The 19774-nt window shown below is 71.9% G+C and carries 16 protein-coding genes; 9 read left to right on the top strand and 7 right to left on the bottom strand.

What is annotated here, in order from left to right; all coding sequences use genetic code 11:
• From HV826_RS07130 to HV826_RS07100, 7 genes are all read left to right on the top strand, one after another.
• On the top strand, positions 1-261 hold a 261-nt coding region (locus tag HV826_RS07130; protein ID WP_176416244.1), incomplete at its 5' end, for a tetratricopeptide repeat protein.
• Between the two features lie 152 nt (positions 262-413).
• Positions 414-1499 carry a 6-phosphofructokinase gene (locus tag HV826_RS07125; protein ID WP_176416243.1) on the top strand — a complete coding sequence of 362 codons (1086 nt, stop codon included), beginning with the start codon at positions 414-416 and terminating at the stop codon, positions 1497-1499.
• A gap of 18 nt (positions 1500-1517) precedes the next feature.
• The gene (locus HV826_RS07120; RefSeq protein WP_176416242.1) at positions 1518-3452 is read left to right on the top strand and encodes a serine/threonine protein kinase; all 1935 of its coding nucleotides are present in this window, start codon (positions 1518-1520) and stop codon (positions 3450-3452) included.
• Entirely contained in the window at positions 3449-4456 is a 1008-nt protein-coding gene (locus tag HV826_RS07115; protein ID WP_176416241.1) for a hypothetical protein, read from the top strand. Before HV826_RS07120 ends, HV826_RS07115 begins: the two co-directional genes overlap by 4 nt.
• Positions 4457-4484: 28 nt before the next feature.
• Complete coding sequence (locus HV826_RS07110) at positions 4485-6377, top strand: sigma 54-interacting transcriptional regulator (protein WP_176416240.1); 1893 nt, start codon at positions 4485-4487, stop codon at positions 6375-6377.
• Between the two features lie 21 nt (positions 6378-6398).
• Positions 6399-6968 carry a hypothetical protein gene (locus HV826_RS07105; RefSeq protein ID WP_176416254.1) on the top strand — a complete coding sequence of 190 codons (570 nt, stop codon included), beginning with the start codon at positions 6399-6401 and terminating at the stop codon, positions 6966-6968.
• 41 nt (positions 6969-7009) lie between these two features.
• Positions 7010-8578 carry a carboxypeptidase regulatory-like domain-containing protein gene (locus HV826_RS07100; protein ID WP_255208005.1) on the top strand — a complete coding sequence of 523 codons (1569 nt, stop codon included), beginning with the start codon at positions 7010-7012 and terminating at the stop codon, positions 8576-8578.
• 1 nt (position 8579) lies between these two features.
• Here HV826_RS07100 and HV826_RS07095 read toward each other — a convergent pair whose 3' ends face one another.
• From HV826_RS07095 to mutL, 5 genes are all read right to left on the bottom strand, one after another.
• Positions 8580-9092: a hypothetical protein gene (locus HV826_RS07095; protein WP_176416238.1), complete on the bottom strand. Its 513-nt coding sequence runs from the start codon at positions 9090-9092 to the stop codon at positions 8580-8582.
• An 88-nt stretch (positions 9093-9180) separates the two neighbouring features.
• Positions 9181-10158: a tol-pal system YbgF family protein gene (locus HV826_RS07090; protein ID WP_176416237.1), complete on the bottom strand. Its 978-nt coding sequence runs from the start codon at positions 10156-10158 to the stop codon at positions 9181-9183.
• Positions 10159-10275: 117 nt separating this feature from the next.
• Positions 10276-10998 (bottom strand): hypothetical protein, encoded by a 723-nt coding sequence (locus HV826_RS07085; RefSeq protein WP_176416236.1) that lies wholly within the window; start codon positions 10996-10998, stop codon positions 10276-10278.
• 17 nt (positions 10999-11015) lie between these two features.
• Entirely contained in the window at positions 11016-11171 is a 156-nt protein-coding gene (locus HV826_RS07080) for a hypothetical protein (RefSeq protein ID WP_163884409.1), read from the bottom strand.
• 95 nt (positions 11172-11266) lie between these two features.
• Positions 11267-13120 carry a DNA mismatch repair endonuclease MutL gene (mutL, locus tag HV826_RS07075; RefSeq protein WP_176416235.1) on the bottom strand — a complete coding sequence of 618 codons (1854 nt, stop codon included), beginning with the start codon at positions 13118-13120 and terminating at the stop codon, positions 11267-11269.
• A 102-nt stretch (positions 13121-13222) separates the two neighbouring features.
• On the opposite strand from mutL, the gene HV826_RS07070 reads away from it, so the two are divergent.
• Together HV826_RS07070 and HV826_RS07065 are read left to right on the top strand one after the other, a co-directional pair.
• Entirely contained in the window at positions 13223-14185 is a 963-nt protein-coding gene (locus tag HV826_RS07070; protein WP_176416234.1) for an SDR family oxidoreductase, read from the top strand.
• 2 nt (positions 14186-14187) lie between these two features.
• Positions 14188-16053 (top strand): lysophospholipid acyltransferase family protein, encoded by a 1866-nt coding sequence (locus HV826_RS07065; RefSeq protein WP_176416233.1) that lies wholly within the window; start codon positions 14188-14190, stop codon positions 16051-16053.
• A gap of 40 nt (positions 16054-16093) precedes the next feature.
• On the opposite strand, the gene HV826_RS07060 is transcribed toward HV826_RS07065, so the two are convergent.
• On the bottom strand, positions 16094-16969 hold the full coding sequence (locus HV826_RS07060) for a GGDEF domain-containing protein (RefSeq protein WP_176416232.1): 876 nt from the start codon (positions 16967-16969) through the stop codon (positions 16094-16096).
• A 92-nt stretch (positions 16970-17061) separates the two neighbouring features.
• Positions 17062-19671, bottom strand: a complete 2610-nt coding sequence (locus HV826_RS07055; RefSeq protein ID WP_176416231.1) for a carboxypeptidase-like regulatory domain-containing protein — start codon at positions 19669-19671, stop codon at positions 17062-17064.
• Between the last annotated feature and the right edge of the window lie 103 nt (positions 19672-19774).

The following is a 19774-nucleotide window of genomic DNA, read 5'->3' as shown; positions in this document are numbered from 1 at the left end:
GCGGGCCGTGAGGCGCGCATCGAGGGTGAGCGCCTCTTCGCGCTGGGCGACTATGCGGGCGCCGCTGCTTGCTACCGGCGCGCGCTCCAGGAGCGCCCGGACAGCGAGCTGCTCAAGGAGCGGCTGATCGAAATCTACGGCCTCGCGAAGGCCATGCCCCTACAGTCACCGACAGATAGGGCGCTCCCCGACAAGCCCGAGCCTCGGCTCCAGGCCCTGCTGGATCGGGTGGCCTCGCGCCGCCGCTTGAAGCGGGACTGAGGAAAAGGCCCGTTTCCACTCGTGAATCCGCCCTGGCCGGTGATTCACGCGTTGCACCCCCCAGGGGGCCCCCCTACAATCAGGTCCGACGTTTCTGTCATGGTGAAGCACCCTCCCTCTGACACCCGCGTCCGACCTGTATGCCCCGTCCCATGAGACTCGGAGTCCTGACCGGCGGTGGCGACTGCCCCGGCCTCAACGCGCTCATTCGCGGCCTCGTGAAGCGGGGCACGCACGAATTCGGCCACGCGTTCGTGGGCATCGAAAACGGCTACATGGGGCTGGTGGAGCCAGGGCTCGCCCACCCGCTCACCGAGGAGGACACCCGCGGCATCCTCCCCAAGGGCGGCACCATCCTGGGCACGTCCAACAAGGCCAACCCCTTCAGCTACGCGACCCGTGAGGACGGGCGGTGGGTGGAGCGGGACGTGTCCGACCAGGTCCTGCGCCGCTGCGAGGAGCTGGGCCTGGACGGGCTCGTCGCCGTGGGGGGGGATGGGACGCTGTCCATCGCCCACCGGCTCGTGGAGAAGGGGCTCAAGGTCGTGGGTTGTCCGAAGACCATCGACAACGACCTGTCCGGGACGGATCAGACGTTCGGCTTCGACACCGCGCGGCTCATCGTCACCGAGGCGCTCGACCGCCTGCACTCCACCGCCGAGGCCCATGACCGGGTGATGGTGGTGGAGATCATGGGCCGCCACGCCGGCTTCCTCACCTTGGAGAGCGGCATCGCCGGGGGCGCGGACGTCATCCTGATTCCGGAGATTCCGTACAGCGTGGAGGCCGTGGTGGAGAAGCTCCGCCGCCGCTCCACCCGCCGTCGCAGCTTCTCCATCATCGCCATCTCCGAAGGCGCGTTCCCCCAGGGCGGCGAGCTGGCCGTGCTGGACGCGGCGGAGGCCATTCCCGGCCGGGGCGTGGTGCGGCTCGGCGGCTCGGGGAAGGCGCTGGCGGACCTGCTGGCCCGGCACATCGAAGCGGAGATTCGCGTGACGGTGCTGGGCCACCTCCAGCGCGGAGGCAGCCCCAGCGCGGCGGACCGGGTGCTGGCCACCCGCTACGGCTGCAAGGTGCTGGACCTGGTGAGCGCGGGCCAGTGGGACCACATGGTGGCCCTGCGCGCGGGAGAGATCATCGCGGTACCGTTGAGCGAGTCGCGCAAGGAGCGCCGGGTGGATCCGGCGGGTGAGCTGGTGCGCTTCACCAAGAGCATGGGCATCAGCTTCGGGGACTGAGGGGACCGCCAACACGCCATGACGACGCTCGTCGGCCGCCATATCGGTCGCTACCGCATCCTCGAGCAACTGGGCTCGGGGGGCATGAGCGTCGTGTACAAGGGGCTCGACACCGCCCTGGACCGTGAAGTCGCGGTGAAGGTGCTGCACCCGCACCTGGCCGGCAAGGACGAGTCCCGCCGGCGGCTGGCCCGCGAGGCCCGCGCGGTGGCCAAGCTGCACCACCCCAACATCCTGGAGGTCTTCGACTTCTCCGCGGCGGATGCCCAGGACGCGTTCATCGTCACCGAGTACATCCGCGGGCAGACGCTGAAGACGTTCATGGACGAGGGCCCCATGGACCCGCCGGAGCTGGCGGCCATGGTCATCCACGAGCTGGCCGCGGCGCTGGCGCACGCGCACGAGTCCGGCGTCATCCACCGCGACCTCAAGCCGGAGAACGTCATGGTGCGCGAGGACGGCGTCCTCAAGCTCATGGACTTCGGCATCGCGCGGCTGATGGACATCGAGGAGCGGATGACCGTCACCGGCACGCTGGTGGGCTCGCCGGCCCACATGGCTCCGGAGATCATCGAAGGCCTGGAGGCGGGCCCCGCGGCGGACGTCTTCAGCGTGGGCATCATGTTCTACGCGGCGATGACGGGACGGCTGCCCTTCAGCGCGTCCAACACCACCGCCACGCTCAAGCGCATCCTGGACGGGGACTACGAGGACGCGCGCCGGCGCGTGCCCGCGCTGTCCGACGAGCTGGCGGACATCTGCGCCACCTGCCTCCAGCGCGACCCGGAGCGGCGCTACCCCGACGCGGCCCGGCTGCGGGACGCCCTGGCGGACTACCTGGCCGGCCTGGGCTTCGCCCGCGTGGGCGAGGAGCTGGTGTCGTACTTCGCGGACCCGCCGTCGTACCGGAAGCTGGCCCGCCAGCGCCTCGTCGCCACCCTGCTGGAGCGCAGCGAGCGGCAGCTCGCGGAGAAGCGCACCCCGCGCGCCCTGGCCAGCCTCAACCAGGTGCTGGCGCTGGACGCCACCAACGCGCGGGCGCTGGCGCTCCTCAAGGGTCTCCAGCGCGCCCAGCGCCTCAAGACGTGGCGCCGCCGGGGCCTGCGCCTGGGCGTGGGCATGGCCGCCGTCGGACTGCTGGGCCTGGGCGGCTGGCAGGCCCGCCACGCGAACGTCGCCGAAGCCACCCCGCCGCCCGACGCCACCACGCCCGGACAGGTCGCGGCCACGCCGCCTTCGGCCACGCCTGCCGAGCCGCTCGCCCCCGTCGCGCCTCCTGACACGGCTCCGGCCCCGAAGGAGAGCGCCGGGCGTCCGGCGCCAGGCACGGCGCAGCCGCCCCGCCCGGGGGGAACGGCGCCGCGCCCGGTCAAGGACACGACGGCACCGGGAGGCCTGGCGCCGCGAACGGACGGCGCGCTGGCCGTGGGCGGCGCCGTGCGCGGCCTGGGCACACGCCCCGAGGACGAGGAGGCGCCGCGCAAGCCGCTGGTGCGCAAGCTGCCGGTGTCCATCCTGGTGCGCCCCTATGGCAGCATCCGCGTGGATGACGGCGCGGCCAGCGCCCAGCCGCTGCAGAAACATGACGTGGAGGTGACGCCGGGCCGGCACACCGTCACCATCTCCTGCGACTACTGCGAGGACGTGGTGGACACCATCGACGTGCAGCCGGACGGTGAGAACGTCTTCCACCTGCGCGCCCAGCCCAAGACGTCCCGCCTGTCGGTGGACTTCGAGCCCGCGGGCGCGCTGGTGCGCGTGGGCGACCAGCTCCGCTCCGCGGAGGACAGCGTGAAGACGCCCTTCGAGGTCCGCTCTCCGCGAGGCCCGGCGGGCTTCCAGCACACCGTCGTGGTGGAGGTCTCCCACCCCGGCTACGTGTCGGAGCGCCGCGAGGTGCGGCTGCGGCCGGGCGAACCCACCACCCTGCGCGGGAGCCTCCGCCCAGAATGAGCCGCCGCCTCCCGCTCTTGCTCACGGCGCTGATGCTGCTCGCTCCGGCCGCCACGCGCGCCCAGGACGCCGGGGATCCGGAGGTCGCCGCGCTGCGCGCCAGCTTCGAGTACGGCAAGTACGCGGAGGTGATGGACCGCGCGGGCTCGCGCATCGACCGGGGCGGCCTGGACGAGGACGACCTGGCGGAGCTGCACAAGCTCGCGGGCCTGGCGGCCTTCAACCTGGGCCGCACCGACGACGCCCGCCGTCACCTGCGCGCGCTGCTCCGGTTGGATCCGGACTTCAGCCTGGACCCCTTCGTCGTCCCGCCGCCCGCGGTGGCCTTCTTCGACACGCTCAAGGAGGACATGGACACGGAGCTGGACTTCCTGCGCCAGGAGCGGCGGCTGCGCCAGGAGCGCGAGAAGGCGGAGGCCGAGCGCCGCGAGCGCGAGCGCCTGGAGGCGGAGGTCCAGCGCCGCCGCGCCGAGGAATTGGCGTCCCAGGTGACGGTGCGCACGGTGGAGAAGCGCAGCTTCCTGGTCAACTTCGTCCCCTTCGGCGCCGGCCAGTTCCAGCAGGGCCGCAACAGCCTGGGCATCGTCTTCGCCGCCACCGAAGGCGTGCTGGCGGTGACGAGCATCATCTCCTTCTTCGCCTACGAGGGGCTGTTCGAGGAGCGCACCATCGACCTGGACAACGTGCTGGACCCGGACGGCCGGGCCTCCGTCACGGTGCGCTACATCCCCACCAGCCGGGCCCAGCAGCGCGACGCGTGGCAGCTGCTCAAGCTGTCGTCGGCCGCGGGCTTCTACGCCATCTACGCCGTGGGCGTGGTGGACGCGCTGTTCCACCACGAGGACCAGGTGGTCCGCAGCACGGTGGAGCCTCGCGCCGCCCCCCCCACGGCGCCGTCCTCTCGCCCCACTTCCGCCCGCGCGACGGCACCGAAGACGTACACGCGCGTGGGCCTCTACCCGACCCCCGGCGGACTCGGCGCCGGTCTCACCCTCTCCTTTTGACGGAGACACCCTCCAGGTACGTGAAGCCATGGCCAGCCTCACCGTCCGCACCCCCGATGGCAAGGTCCGCGCCGTCTCCCTGCACAAGCGCCTCACCAGCATTGGCCGGGGCCCGGACAACGACATCCCGCTGGAGGACACCTCCGTGCCCGCCAGCGCCCTGCACGTCACCTTCGACGGCACGCGCTACGAGGTGGGCAGCCTGGGCGCCACCTTCCACGTCAACGGCAAGAAGCGCGACGCCCATGCGCTCTCCACCGGCGACGTGGTCCGCGTGGGCCACACCGAGCTGATCTTCGCTCGGGACGACGCCCCCCGTGCCCCACCTCCGCCCATGCCCGCTCCGCGAGAGCTGGTACACACGTCCAATCCGGACTCGCACACCTCGGAGCTGCCTGGCGTCCCCGGCCGCGAGCTGCTGCTGCTGCGCCGGCTCACCGCGTTCAGCGAGCGGCTGCTGGGGCTCTACGATTTGGAGCGCCTCCTGGAGGGCCTGATGGACGAGGCCATCGAGGTGACGCGCGCCGACAAGGGCTTCCTCATCCTGATGGAGAACGGGGAGCCGCGCGTGAAGGTGGCGCGCAACGTGTCCCGGGAGAACATCGAGGACGCGGTGGAGAAGGACAAGATCTCCGACTCCATCATCGCCAAGGTGGTGAAGGAGCAGAAGGCGCTCATCGTCGCGGACGCGCTGGACTCGCCGGAGTTCAACAAGAGCGACTCGGTGGTGAACCTGCGCGTCCACTCCGTCATGTGCGTGCCGCTGATGCAGAAGGGCGACCTCTTCGGCGTCCTCTACGTGGGCAACGACCGGCTGGTGAACCGGTTCGAGCCCAAGAGCGCGGACATGCTCACCATCTTCGCGGCGCAGGCGTCGCTCATCCTCCAGAACGCGATGCTGGTGAGCGACCTCAAGCTCGACAACACCGAGCTGCGCCGCAAGTTGGAGGACCAGCGCTACGGCGACATCGTCGGCGCGTGCCAGGGCATGCGGGACGTGTACAAGCGCATCGACAAGATCGCCCCCACGGACATCTCCGTGCTCATCACCGGCGAGACGGGCACCGGCAAGGAGCTCATCGCCCGGGAGATCCACCGCCGCTCGCCACGCGCGAAGGGCCCCTTCATCACCATCAACTGCGGCGCGATTCCGGAGAACCTGCTGGAGAGCGAGCTGTTCGGCCACGTGAAGGGCGCCTTCACCGGCGCGGTGGCCACCAAGGCCGGCAAGTTCCAGGCGGCCATCGGCGGCACGCTCTTCCTGGACGAAATCGGTGAGATGCCCCTGCAGCTCCAGGTGAAGCTGCTGCGCGCGCTCCAGGAGAAGATTGTCTACAAAGTAGGCGACAACCGCGGCGAGCCGGTGGACATCCGCGTGGTGGCGGCCACCAACAAGGTGCTCGAGGACGAGGTGAAGAAGAACACCTTCCGCGAGGACCTCTACTACCGCCTCAACGTCGTCACGCTGAAGCTGCCGCCGCTGCGCGAGCGCGGCGAGGACGTGGTGGTGCTGGGCCGCTTCTTCCTCCAGAAGTACGCCCGCGAGTTCAGCTCCAAGGCCCGCGGCTTCACCCCCTCCGCCACCGTGTCCATGCGCAAGTACGGCTGGCCGGGCAACATCCGCGAATTGGAGAACCGGCTCAAGAAGGCGGTGGTGCTCGCGGACAAGCCGCTGCTGGGGCCGGATGATTTGGACCTGAAGCCGGAGAACCTGGAGCCCATCATGCCGCTGCTCCAGGCCAAGGAAGAGTTCCAGAAGCGTTACATCAACGAGGTGCTGGCCCGGAACAATGGGAACCGCACCAAGACGGCCAAGGACCTGGGAGTGGACCCGCGCACCATCTTCCGGCATCTGGAGAAGCTGGAAGCGGAGAAGTCGGGCCGGCCGCTGCCGCCCGAGGAGGGAGACGAGCTGCTCTAGGGGAGCGGCCCGTCCGTGAAGATGGAAGCCACGACGCGGCGACAGGCCTGGAGACGAAAGCTGGGGCTGCTGCTGGCCACGGGCTGCGCCGCGTCCGGCTGCCTCATCCCCCAGGACGACACGCTGCTGGACTCCGTGCCGGAGTTCATGAACCGGCCGCCGCGCATCATCGACAGCCTCGTCGCGCCCCAGCAGCGCTTCATCCCGGACTTCGGCGCGGACGGCTGCGACCTCACCTTCGAGGTGGCCGTCGAGGACCCGGACGTGGACGACCGCATCGTCGTGCACTGGTACGTGGACTACAACCCGCAGGACCCGCGCGGCCCCTACCGTCAGTATGAGCTGGCCAGCACCCGCGAGCCCCGGCGCTCGGACCGGGGCACGCTGCTCATCAGCCTCGCGTCCGCCAACAACCCGCTGGGCACACCCGGCCCCCACCTGGTGGAGGCGCTGGTGAGCGACGCGGAGCTGGTGGACCGCGTGGTGCGGCCCCGGCCGGTGCAGCTGCCGGACGGCACCACGCTCGACAACCCGGGCTTCGTCGTCACCTATTCGTGGGTGGTCAACACCGTCCAGGGAGACTGCCGGTGAGGCGCCAGTGGCCGCCGCGGCGACTCGCGTGGACCCTCCTGATGTCCGGCCTGTCCGGCACCGGCTGCGTGCTGCTGGAGGATGCGCCGGACCCCAGCCAGCTGGTGTGCCGCGCGGACAGCGACTGTGCCTCCAACGAGGTGTGCTTCCCCGACGGGTGCGGCGACCCGGGCCGGGACATCGTGGTGGAGGTGACGCCCAACCCCCATGACGGCCTGCACGCGCAGGACTTCCCCGTGGACGCCATCCGGCCGGAGCTGAACCTGGCGCTGTTCGGGCCCGCCACCGTCCAGGGCAGCACCGTGCGCGCCACCACGCCCGGGGGCGGCGCCCCGCATCCCTACAACGAGCCGCTGCACCTCACCGCCCGCGGGGAGAGCGCGCTGCTGCCGGGCGTGGCGCGCCTCTTCACGGCCGACCTGGTCCCCGTCAACGGCGCCTGGGAGCTGCCCGTGGGGACCGGGACGTACACGGTGACGTTGGAGCCGGAGGACCTGGGGCTGCCACCGGTGCGCGGCGCCGCCACCGTGTCGCCCGGCGGCGCCGTGCCCCTGCAGTTGGTGTTGCCCGCCCCCAACCAGGTGGCCCGGCTGGAAGGCCGGGTGGTGCGCCAGGGCGCGCAGCCGGTGGACGCCGCGCTGCAGGTCCAGGCGCTGGACGCGGACCTGACGCCCCTGTCCCAGCGCGTGCCGGTGGCGCGCGGCTCGGGCGACTTCTCCCTGGCCCTGCCGCTGGAGGCCTCGCAGCGCACCAGCCTCCTGGTGCGCGTGACGGCGGCGGGCGACGCGTGGGTGCCGCAGAAGACGTTCACCGTGGACCCCCGCGAGCCGCTCACCGCGCCGCTGGAGCTGGGGGACCATGGCGAGCCGGTCCAGGTGTCCGGCCGCATCCTGGGACGGGACGGCCGGCCGGTGGTGCGGGCCTCGGTGTCCCTGCGTGGGCCCGTGGGAGGCGGCGGCACGTACCAGGGGCCCCTGGTCGTCACCGACGGGGAGGGCCGCTTCACGGTGGAGACGCTCCCCTCGGGGCCGGGCGGCACCCTGTCGCTGGTGGTGGTGCCGCCGTCAGGCTCCACCGCGGGGCTCACGGTGCAGTCGGTGGAGGTGCCTCGCACCGGCGCGGTGCTGCCGGACGTCGTGTGCCCGGACCGGCGCATCATCCGGGGGACGATTCTCCAGACGGACAACACCACCCCGGCGCTGGGCGTGAGGGTGCTGGCGGATCCGGTGGGACCGGTGCCGGGCTGGCCGCGTCCCCCGGCGGGCGGCGAGTCCCTGGGCACCACGGACGATACGGGCGCCTTCCGCCTGGGGTTGGATCCGGGCATCTACCGCGTGGACTTCATCCCCACGGAGAACCTGCCCCGCGTCAGCCGCGTCATCACCGTGCTCCCCGGCGACGACGCGTCCGAGCAGGTGCTGGCCACCTTCCCGCTCCAGCGCGGCCGCACGGTGCGGGGCCTGGTGACGGAGGCCGGAGCGCCGTCGCCCTACGCCTCCGTGCGCTTCTACCGGGTTGCGGACCTGGGAGGGCGCCCGTCCCCGGTGCTGCTGTCACAGACGGTGTCGGACCACCTGGGCCGCTACACCGCCCTGCTGCCGGTGCGCTGATTCAGGGCAGCCGGCCGGCGCCAGGGTTGCGGCCCGCGGCGCTCAAGGCCTCGTGCAACGAATCCACCGCGCCGCCCACCTCTCCCGCGTACTGCACCGCGTGGATGGCGTAGAGGTCCTGCACGCGCACCAGGCGGCGGAACACCTCGCGCAGGGGGGCGCGCTCACGCGAGTCGAGCGCGCATTCGGACTCCCGCACGCGGAGCTTCTGCAGCCACGCGGTGCGGAAGCGCATCCATTCCTGGTCAACGCTCTTGGCGGGAGACACGTTCACCAGCTTCTCGCGCCCGCTCTCCAGCTCCGTCCACAAGGCGCGCGCGCCGTCCAAGCACTCGCGGAACGTGAGCGCCACGGGGGCGGGAGGCAGCTTCTCCGGCGTCATGGCCAAGACGGAGCGGCCGACACTCCAGATGAGCCACAGCGAGAACAGCGTGGTGAGGAGGATGTAAATCCCATACGCGGCACCACGAAAGCGGCGGTAGCGGGGATCTTTCCGGGGGTCGGGAGCGGACACGGGGCCCACGTCTTATGACCGTGGACCCCGCGTGGCAACGCTTCCGTGTGTCCACCGTCCGGTGGATGGGGCGCCGGGCCCCAGGGCGCTACTGGCCGGGCTGGCTGGTCGCCTGGGGCGGGGCCGCGGGCGCCGGGTTCATCAGGCGCTTCACCGTGGCGATGCGCCCCCGGAACTGCGACTGGTACTGGCTGTTCAGGTAGGAGCCCGCCGCGTCACGGGCGATCTCCAGCGCCTTATCGTACTGACCGACCTCCTGGTAGGAGTGCGCCAGCAGCAGCATGGCGTAGTCGCGCGTCTTCGACTTGCGATCACCGTCCACGAAGCGGGCGAGCAGCGGCACGGCCTTCTCGTGGTTGCGGGTGTTGTTGTAGGCCGTGCCCAGGAAGAAGGACGCGTCCAGCGCCTGGTCCTGCGGCGGGTTCATGGCCAGGAACCGCTCCATGTTGGAGATGACGCCGTCCATCTCGTTCTTGCGGAAGGCGATCTTCCCCTGCTCGAACGCGGCGTCGCCCGTCTCCCGGCGCAGCACGCCGGCGCGGTCATTCAGGGCCTGGCGCTCCAGGGTGCTCAGCCGCGACGTGTCCAGCTTCACCAGCGCGTCAATGCCCTTGAGGCGCTCATCGCCGGGCAGGCTGGTCATCATCTTGTAGACCTTGTTCGCCTCCTGCTGGACCGCCTGGTGCGCCGCGGTGTCCGCGCGCTGCTTCTCCAGTTGGCCGGAGAGGTCGGCGACCGTCTTCTCCAGGCGCTCCTTCTCATTGGTGGCGCTGGAGCTGCGCGCGCTGGTGATCATCAGCGCGGCGCCCACGGAGATGACCGCGAACAGCACGTAGGCCACCGCGGACGACAGCCACTGGCGCTTCTGGAAATCTTCGTGGCGTTTGCCAACCGCCTTCACCTCCGCATGGAGGTTCTTGAGCAGGTTGTCGCTCTTGATGACGAGGTTGCGTGCCTCGACGATCTCACGGCGCAGATCCGTGAGCTCCTTTTCCACATCCGTTTTCGGCTGGTCTGGCATGGACATCTTCCTAGGCCCGGAAATGATCTCGGCCGATTCGCGCATCGTAAGGAGTTCTCCCGGTCATGCGGCGATAATTTCCGCAGCGGAACAGCGCTGCTGAGCCCATGCATTTCCCAGAAGAAGGGCGACAGCGCCCGCTCGCCTGCCACCCCTCCGGAGCTACAGGCTCCCGGGCAGCGGCCGTGATGGCTCCGCTGGAAAGCTGTACGTCACGCCCAGCGAGAGCCAGCTCCCTCCCAGGCTGAACGAGCCGACGCGCGCAGTGGACGGCCCCACCGGACCTCGGAGGAACGCGAGCCGGTAATCAGCGGTGATGCCCCAACGCGGCGTCAGGCGCAACGTGGCGCCGACGTTGCCCATCCACGTCTGGGTGGTGATCTCCTGGAGCGCCTCCCCCTTGCGCTCCGACGAGGCGAGCGTGGGCCCCGTCAGCAGGCCCGCGAAGGGCACGAGCCCATGCGGGCCCAGCTGCGGAAGCACCGTCTGGAAGCGCAGGCCGATGAGCGCCCCGTAGCCCAGCACGTCCACCTGCCGGGCCTGCGGCGGCCCGCCGTCGACGCCCGGCTCGTTGAGGTACAGGCGGCTCTGCGTGCCGAACAGGTCGATGCCCACCTCCAGCAGGTCGGAGATGGCGTAGGCGAAGGACCCCACCACCGTGGGCCCGCCCGCCACTTCCCGGGCACGCGGCAGCCCCTGGTTGGCGGAGCGCGAGTACCAGCCGTCGTAGAGCGTCTTGTTGGGGGTGATGCGCCAGCCGCCCTGGATGGTGATGCGGCCCACCCCATCCAGCGAGGTGGACACGTCCTCATCGCCGTAACCGTCATATTGAGCGGCGGCGGGGGCGGAGAGCAGCAGTGCGAGCGGAAGAAGGCGGCGGAGCATCAATGGCGGCTTTGGCGTCAGGGGCGCTTGGGGCTCAGCGCGATTTCCAGGAAGGTGGTCCGCCGGCGGCGCAGCGATGCGACGAAGCAGCGCACCACGCATCCGGCGCCGAACTCGCGCAGCACCACGCCGAGATTCGCCACCACGTCCCGCAGGGTGATCACACCGTGCATGTGCCCGCTCCTGTGCGCTGCGGAGGTTGGCCTGGGTGCTACAGGCGTGTGGCGCACGCTAACAGGGGGTCCCCCCCCGTCAATTTTCAGGGCGCTCAGCGGGCGCGCCGCTCCAGCTCCAGCAGGGGAATCTCCAGCACCACCACCGTGCCGTGGCTGCACGGGGGATGGAAGTCGGCCCGGTCCAGCTCCCCGAGCAGCGCGCGGAACTGCGCGTCGGAGAGCGGCGCCGCGCCGGCCTGCCTCGCGGCGTGGCACGCCATCACCCGCACCGCCTCCGCAAGCGACACCGTGTCCAGCGTCGCGCTCTTCGGTGGAAGCGCCCGCGCCAGGGCTTCCAGCAGCGCGCGCGCGTCCGCGCCTTCCAGTCCCGGCGGCACCGTCTTCAACGCCACCGTGGTGCCGCCGAACGGCTCCACGTCGAAGCCCAGGCGGGACAGGGCCTCCCTGCCCTCCACCAGGGCCTTGGCCGCCGCGACGGGCAGCTCCAGCGTGGTGCCGAAGAGCGTGGGCGCCGGAGGCGGCTTGCCGGACTCCAACGCGCGCAGGTAGCCCGTCAGGCGCGCGCGCTCCAGCGCCGCGTGCGGGTCCATCACCACCAGCGTGCCCCCCGGCCCCTCGCAGAGGTGGAAGCGGCCGCCCAGCATGCCCAGGGGCCGCAGCGCGCCGAAGTAGCCCGGCGGGGGGGCCTCGTTGAGCTGCGGCTGCGCCTGTCCGAAGGCGGGGGCCTGCCCCACCGCGGCGGCGAAGGGCAGCGCGCCCGGCCGAGCCCCCTGCCCCAGGGGCGGCGCCCCCGGACCGGGCCCCCCCGGCGCGTCCATGGCGGTGGGCAGCGGGCCACCCCACGCGGCCTCCTGGGCGCGGGTGAGGAAGCGCTCCACCGCGTGCGCGTAGTGCGCGGCGTCCATGGGCTGGCCGGCCTGGGGCGCGGCGCCCTCCACGCCCGAGCCCAGCCACGGCGCGGCGCGCAGCATGCGGCTGAGCGCGGCCGTCACCGCCTCCTGGACCCCCCGGGCGTCGGCGAAGCGGACCTCCTGCTTCTGGGGGTGCACGTTGACGTCCACCGCGCGCGGGTCCACGTCGATGTGCAGCACCACCACGGGCTGGCGCCCGGCGGCGAGGAAGTCCTGGTACGCGCGCTGGATGGTGCCAATGAGGCCGCGGTCCCGGATGTAGCGGCGGTTGACGAAGGTGTAGAGGCCGCGCGCGTTGTTGAAGGTGAACTCGGGCGAGGCGGCATACCCCGTGACGGCCACGCCCAGCCGGCGCTCCTCCACGGGGAACAGGTGCGGATGGGCCGTGGAGCCCAGCGCCGCGGCGATCCGCTCGCGCGGGTCATCCGGGCAGGCCGCGCTGGAGAAGAGCGTGCCGCCCTCGTGCGAGGCGAAGAAGCCCACCTCCGGGTACGCCAGGGCCAGGCGCACCACGGCCTCCTCCGCGTGCTTCAGCTCCGTGTCGCCCCGGCGCAGGAACTTGCGGCGCGCGGGCACGTTGAAGAACAGGTCCTCTATCGTGATGACCGTGCCCGTCCTCGGCGGCGCGTCCTCCACCAGCGGTGGCCCACCGCCCTCCACCGACACCCGCGTGCCCACCTCGGAGCTCGCGTCCGCGGTGTGAAGTGTGAACCGGGAAACGGATGCGATGGCGGGGATGGCCTCGCCCCGGAACCCCATGGAGTCGATGTGGAACAGGTCGTCCAGCTCGCGCAGCTTGCTGGTGGCGTGGCGCTCCAGGCAGGCCACGGCGTCCGTGCGCCCCATGCCGTGCCCGTCATCCGACACGATGATGCGGTCCACGCCCCCGCCGTCCAGCTCGACGCGGACCGTGCTGGCCCCGGCGTCAATGGCGTTCTCCACCAGCTCCTTCACGACGGAGGCGGGGCGCTCCACCACCTCGCCGGCGGCGATCTTGTTGATGAGGACGTCGCTGAGACGGGCAATCCGGGACATGACGGCCGGACACCCTCCGCCACCCAGGCGACGTTGTCCAGCAACACAACAGGCGTCGCGGCTGACAATCCCAGGCGGCTGGGCTAACACACGACGCCGCGTATGGACGTGTCACGACCAGGCAAGGGGCGGCTGCGCATCGCGGTGACCGGCGCGAGCGGCGACTATGGACGGCTCCTGCTGTCGCGGCTGGACCAGGACCCCGACGTGGAGAGCATCCTCGTGCTCGACGTCACCCGGCCGGAGGGCGACAAGGTGGAGTTCCACCGCGTGGACCTCACCCGGTACGACGCCGAGAGCGAGCTCACCGACGCGCTCACCGAGCGCCCCGTGGACGCGCTCTACCACCTGGCGTTCCTGTTCGGCCCCATCCGCAACGGCTCCCTGGCGCACGAGCTGGAGGTCATTGGCACCATGAACGTGCTGACGGCGGCGGGCCGCTCGCGGCTGCCCCGGCTGGTGGTGCCCTCCATGACGGCCGTCTACGGGGCGCGCGGCAACAACCCCGCCCTGCTTCGCGAGGACTCAGCGCTCCAGGGTTGCCCGCACAGCCGCTTCGTCACCGACAAGGTGGAGGTGGAAGGCCAGGTGCGCGCCTTCCGGGAGCGGCATCCGGACATGCGCGTGCTGGTGCTGCGCTTCGCGCCGGTGCTCGGTCCCTCGGTGGACAACCCGGCCACGCGCTTCTTGAAGAACCCGGTGGTGCCCACGCTGATGGGCTTCGATCCGCTCTGGCAGGGGCTGCACGAAGACGACGCCGCGCGGGCCCTGCACCTGGCCCTGCGCGCGGACGCCTCCGGCGAGTTCAACATCGTGGGCCAGGGGGTGATGCCAATCTCCGGGCTCATTCAGCGGGCGGGCGCGCGGCCGCTTCCCCTGCCAGGGCCCTTGTTCCGCGCCGGCCTGCATACGTTGGACGCCGTGGGCGCGGGCACGTTGCCCGTGGCCCTGCTCGACTACATCCATTACTCATGGGTCGCTGATGGCGAGCGCGCCGAATCCGTGCTCGGTTTCATCCCCCTCCACCATGTCAGAGACGCCGCTGCGGCGCTGAAGAGGAGCTAGTCATGGCCAAGGGCGTCCTTGGGAACGATCCCTTCAAGCGCGGCGCCGCGTCGCGCCCCACCGAGGCTTCCACGCCGGGTGGCGAGGAGAAGGCCGCCGCCGCGGAGACGGTGACGAAGAAGCAGCCGGGGAATGGCGGGACGGCGGCCGCGAAGGCCGGTGGCAAGGCGGCCTCCGCGAAGTCGCGCAAGCACGAGGGCAAGAAGGCGCCCGCGAAGGCCAAGGGCGGCAAGGCGGCCGGAGGCAGGAAGGGCGCCGCGGCTGCCCGGCCTCCGGCGCAGGCCTCGGGGACGCGGCCCCCCCGGGATTCTGCCCACGGCGCCGGCGACGCCGCCCTCCCCCTCCGCGAGCCCGCGGCGGCCACGCCGCTCACGCTGGACGCACCAGCCCCCGGCCCGGTGAACGATGCCGGAGCCCCCACGTCGAAGCAGCGCGACGTGGACCATGCCCTGGCGGAGGCCCTTGCCGCCGAGGTGGCCGAAGCCACCGCCACCGCCGCGGTGGACGCGGCGCTGGGCGCACAGCCCGGCCCCGACGCCGAGCTTGAGCGGCTCATGGCCACGGAGCTCGCGACCGAGCTGGCCGAAGCCGCGGTGGAGGAAGCACTGGAGCAGGGCCCACCTGCCCAGCCGCTGAAACAGGAGCAGGAGCTCGCCGCGGCCGTGGCCGCGCAGGTGGCGGACAGCGCGGCGCGGGCCGCCATGGACGAGGGGCGTGCCCACCACGCCACACCGGAGGCTCCGGCGGTCACCCGGTGGGAGCAGGAGACGTCCGTGCGCGTCGTGGTGACGGAGGAGGCGGACACCTCCGCGGTGGAGCCGGAGGTGGAGCTGCCGGATGCCACGCGCGACGAGTTCCCGCCCGGCCGCAGGGGCCCGCTGTCGCTGGTACCGCCGCCCGCCGCGAGCGCGGGTGAGTCCTATCGGGAGGCCTTCTCTCCGGAGTCCGGACGCGGTGAGCCCGAGGGCGTCCGTCCCCTGGCGGAGCGCGCCGTGGCGGCCCTCTCCCTGGCCCGTGACATCGCCGGGCAGGCGCTGGCGAGCGAGAGCCTGGCCCGGGCGATGCTCGCGATGGGCGGGCTGAAGGACATGGTCCGCGCGGGCCTGGGCACCGGCGGTGGCGCGAACCTGGACGCGTACGGCAAGGACCCGTCGCTCGTCGAGCGGCTGGAGCCCGTGCTCGAGTTCCTCTATTCGCAGTACTGGCGCGTGTCCGTGCAGGGCGTGGACCACGTGCCGCCGGGCGCGGCCATCCTGGTGGCCAACCATTCAGGCGCCCTGCCCTACGACGGGCTCGTCATGTCCATGGCGCTCACGCGTGAGCGCCCGGACCTGCGCGAGCCGCGCTGGCTGGTGGAGGACCAGGTCTTCCACGCGCCGATGGTGGGCACGCTCTTCAACCGCCTGGGCGCCGTGCGGGCCTGCCCGGAGAACGCGCTGCGGCTCCTGGACGAGCACCGCCCGCTGGTCGTCTTCCCCGAAGGCTACCAGGCCCTCAGCAAGCCCTTCGGTGAGCGGTACCGCCTGAAGCGCTTCGGCCGCGGCGGCTTCGTGAAGCTGGCGCTGCGCACTGGCGCGCCCATCGTCCCCGTGGCCATCGTCGGCGCGGAGGAGACGTCGCCCCTGCTGGGCCGCATCCCCGCGTCCTTCCTGGGCCTGCCCTACGTGCCCCTCACGCCGCTGGGCCCCCTGCCCCTGCCGGCCAAGTGGAGCATCCGCTTCGGCGAACCCATTGGCGTCGAGGACCTCGCGCCCGAGGCCGCGGACGACCTGGGCGAAGTCCAGCGCCTCACCGAGCGCACCCGCGAGGCCATCCAGAGCATGCTCCAGTCGCTGCTGCGCGAGCGCCGCTCCGTCTTCGCGGGCTGAAGCGCGAGGCGCCTGGACAGGCTCGAGGTGGGCTGGAGCCTCAGCCCACCACGCGGTTGCGACCGGACGTCTTCGCCTCGAAGAGCTTCTCGTCGGCGTCGCGTACCAGCTCACCCGACTCGCGGTGGTGTGGCTCCAGCACCGCGAGGCCCACGGACACCGTGACGGGGATCGCCTGCCGGTCGAACTCGAAGCGCTGCTTCTCCACCAGCCGGTGCACCTTCTCCGCGAGCTGGCGCGTGCCGGCCAGCGACACCTCCGGCAGCAGGATGGCGAACTCCTCGCCGCCGTAGCGCGCGAACACGTCCTCACGGCGGATCTTCGTGCGCACCGTGGACGCCAGCTGCTTGAGCACCGAGTCACCCGCCAGGTGCCCGTACTTGTCATTCACCGCCTTGAAGTGGTCGATGTCCAGCAGCACCAGCGACAGCATCCGCTCGTAGCGGCGGCTCCGCGAAATCTCCCGGTCCAGCTGCTCGTCGAAGTAGCGCCGGTTGTAGATCTGCGTGAGGCCGTCCATCGTGGTCAGCCGGTAGATTTCGTCGTGGTACGCGGCCTCGATGTTGCCGCCAGCGATGTACTTGAAGATGGTGCGGCCAATCTTCACCAGGTCGCCGTTGCGCAGCTCGCGTCCACCCTCCGCCAGCTCGTCGTTGATGAACGTCCCGTTGGTGGAGCCCAGGTCGCGGATGCGCACGCCCTCGCGCGAATTGGTGATGCTCGCGTGGTTGCGGCTGACCGACTCCTGGTCGATCTGGATGTCCGCCTTGGACGAGCGCCCGATGAGCGTCTCCTCCGACGTGAGGTCGAACTTGCGCCCCAGGTCCAAGCCGTAGATCACCACCAGCGCCGCGTCGAGGTTGACCGGCCGGTCGGAGATCTTCGAGATGACCGTGACGACCGTCTCCTTCTGCACCTTGCCTCCCGGGACAACAACGCTACCACCCGGCAAATCAAGAAAGCGAGTCAGTGCATGGGAATCCAGGTGGGTGTTCCCGCACTCGGGCCTCAGGGGATGTCGACCTGCCGGGTCGCGGTGACGAGCGGGCGCAGGGGGTCACCCTCCGGGTCCACCAGGGTGGCCACCAGCGACACGCCCAGCCCCGAGCATTTCGCCGGGAGCTGCAGCTCCGCCTCGCCGCGTCCCGGCGCCACGGGGGCGGCGGCGAACAGCACCTGGTCGTCGCAATCCGTGCCGCCCCGCAGGCTGACGCGCACCTGGCCTTCGCTCCCTGAACCCGTGCCCAGGCGGAAGCCGGAGACGCTCACCCGCACCGCGCTGCCTCGGGCCAGCCGCTGCCCATCCGCCTCCGGATGGCGCCACGTCACCTCCGGCCGGCCCAGGCTCAGCGTGGCGACGGCCTCCGTCAGGTCCGCGAGCCGCTCCACGCCCAGGCCCTCCGCGGCCACCAGGCGGGACGGGCCCTGCCCCATGCGCCGGTCCAGGCCCCGCACGCGCAGCGCCTCCACCTGGAGCTTCGCCCGCGCTGGCTGCAGCAAGCCGTCGAAGGTGCGGTCCTCGAACCCCATCGGCGGCCGGGGAACGACGACGCCGTCGTCCGTGTCGTCCGGGTCCATCAACACCGTCCAGCGGCGGCCGGCGCGGTTGGTGAACTCGGCGCGCACCACGCTGGCCCGTCCGTCCACCTGGGCCTGGAACTCGCGGCCGTCGAGCTCGCCGTGGGCGTCCCCGTCGAAGTTGTAGCGAGCGGACTCCGGAAGGGAGAGGAAGCTCAGCCCCGCGTCCACGGGCCGCAGGCCGTCCGGGTCGAACTCCGGCCTGGGCAGGTTCGCCACGAGCGCGCTGGTGGCCACCGTGCCGTCCTGGGCGTGGGCCCCCGACGTGGCGGACACCACCAGCCGGTACGGCAGTCCCTCCAGGCCCCGGTGCGTGGGCGCCATGCGAACAGGCACCAGCCCGGGCCGGAGCAGCCGCGCATCGGCGTCCGTGTTCGGGTCGGCCGGCGCCACGTTGGCCGCGGCGCCCAGCCCCAACGGCACCATGCCCCGGCCCGGGACCGCCACGGTGGCCAACACGTAGGCGCGGTCCAGGTGCGCGCCCCGGTACTGAGGCAGCGGCGGCACACGCACGGCGAAGGGGAACGACAGCCGCACGCCCGGCGTCTCCCGTTCGAAGGGCAGCGCCTGCGCGTACTCCGCCGCACCGGTATCCGGCTCGCCGGTCAGGATGCCGGGCGTGGGCGCCAGGGTGAAGCGGGCGTCACGCGACAGCGCCGACAAGAAGCGCGTGGAGCCGGGCACCAACTGCCCCAGTTGCAGCAGCGGATCCATCCCCGGCGCCAGCAGGTTGAGGGGGAGCTCGTTCAGGGGGAGCGCGCCCGTCAGCGCCCAGGCCGTCCGCGTCCCACAGGCGCCCGTGCGAATGGCCAGCTCCGCGTCCAGCACGCCGGGCAGCGAGTCGTCACACACCCCCGCCACGCCCGGGGCCGCGACGTGCGGCATCGCGCTGCCCGCCAGCCACAGCGCGCTCCCCGACGGCAGCGACAGGCGGTCCGGGCCAGTGCCCAAGGGGAGCGCCACCTCGCGCTCCGGGCCCAGGAAGGACTCGGGGGCCAGCTCGGAGGGGAGCCCCGGCACGGACAACCCCACCAGCCCCACGCGCAGCGAGACCGCCGTCGAGGAGGGCTCCGTCAGCGTGGGGAAGGGGCCCGCCACGCCGCCGAAGCGGTCCAAGGGGTTGCGGCGCAGGGCCATCCGCACGTCGCGGAACTGGCTCGCGTCGTGGCGCGCCAGCGTCAGGTAGCCGTAGTCGGGGTGGAAGGCGGAGAGCGCCACCTTGCCCTCCGCGGGCACCCAGGCGGCGCCGTCTGCGTTCGTCACCATGGCCGCTTCCAGGTCGCCGTCCTCACCGGACACCGCGACGACGGCCAGCGGCACCGGGCGCCCGGTGAGCGCATCCACCACCAGCACGCGCACCCCACCCGGGGCCACCTCGGCGGGCAGCACGGTGACGCGCGCATGGCAGGAGGCGCTGCCCACCCGGGCCGCCAGCGCCAGGTGCTCCGAGGCGGGCTCGCCCAGCACGACGGAGGCCTGGTGGCCCTCTCCGCCCCCGACGACGGAGGCAGACAGCGCCTCCCACGCCACGCCGTCACGCAGCACCAGCGGCGCGCCCGTCGCTTCGCGCACCCACACCCGGAAGTCCACCGTCATCCCCGAGGTGCCCACGACGACGTCCGGCGTCACCTCGCACCCGACGGCCCGGGATTCGGACGGCGGCGAGCCACACGCTCCGTCACGGCACACCTCGCCCGAGTCACAGTCCGTGTCGGCGGCACAGACGACGGGCACGCACCGGTTCATGTCGCATTGGCAACCGGCGCCGCCTGCCTCGTCACACGCGGCCAGCGCATGAGGGCCCCGCCGCGCCTGGCCGCAGTCCTCGCGCGTCAGGCAGGCGGGCTCGCAGCGCGAGGTGGCCGAATCACAGAAGAAGAGCGCGGGGTCCAGGCAGTCCTGATCGACGGAGCAGTACGCCCCCTGTGGGAACGGCCCCACGGGGAGGTCTGTCCCCGTGTCCATGTCGCCACAGCCACTCAGGCACAGCAGGACACAGGCCAGGCAAGCCAGCACGAGGGGACGGGGTGTGGGACTCATACGGATGCGGCTCCGGGGGGACCGTCCGCGACCTTACAGGCAGGACGCGCGCTGCGCGACGGTACGCGGCGCCGGCCGCCGCCCTTCGAGCCCCATCATAGCC

Origin of the sequence: Myxococcus sp. AM010 (assembly GCF_013372585.1) — a bacterium.
Taxonomy (GTDB): Bacteria; Myxococcota; Myxococcia; order Myxococcales; family Myxococcaceae; genus Myxococcus; species Myxococcus vastator.
The sequence above is the reverse complement of the archived record's forward strand: the minus strand, read 5'-3'. Positions and strand labels throughout refer to the sequence as shown.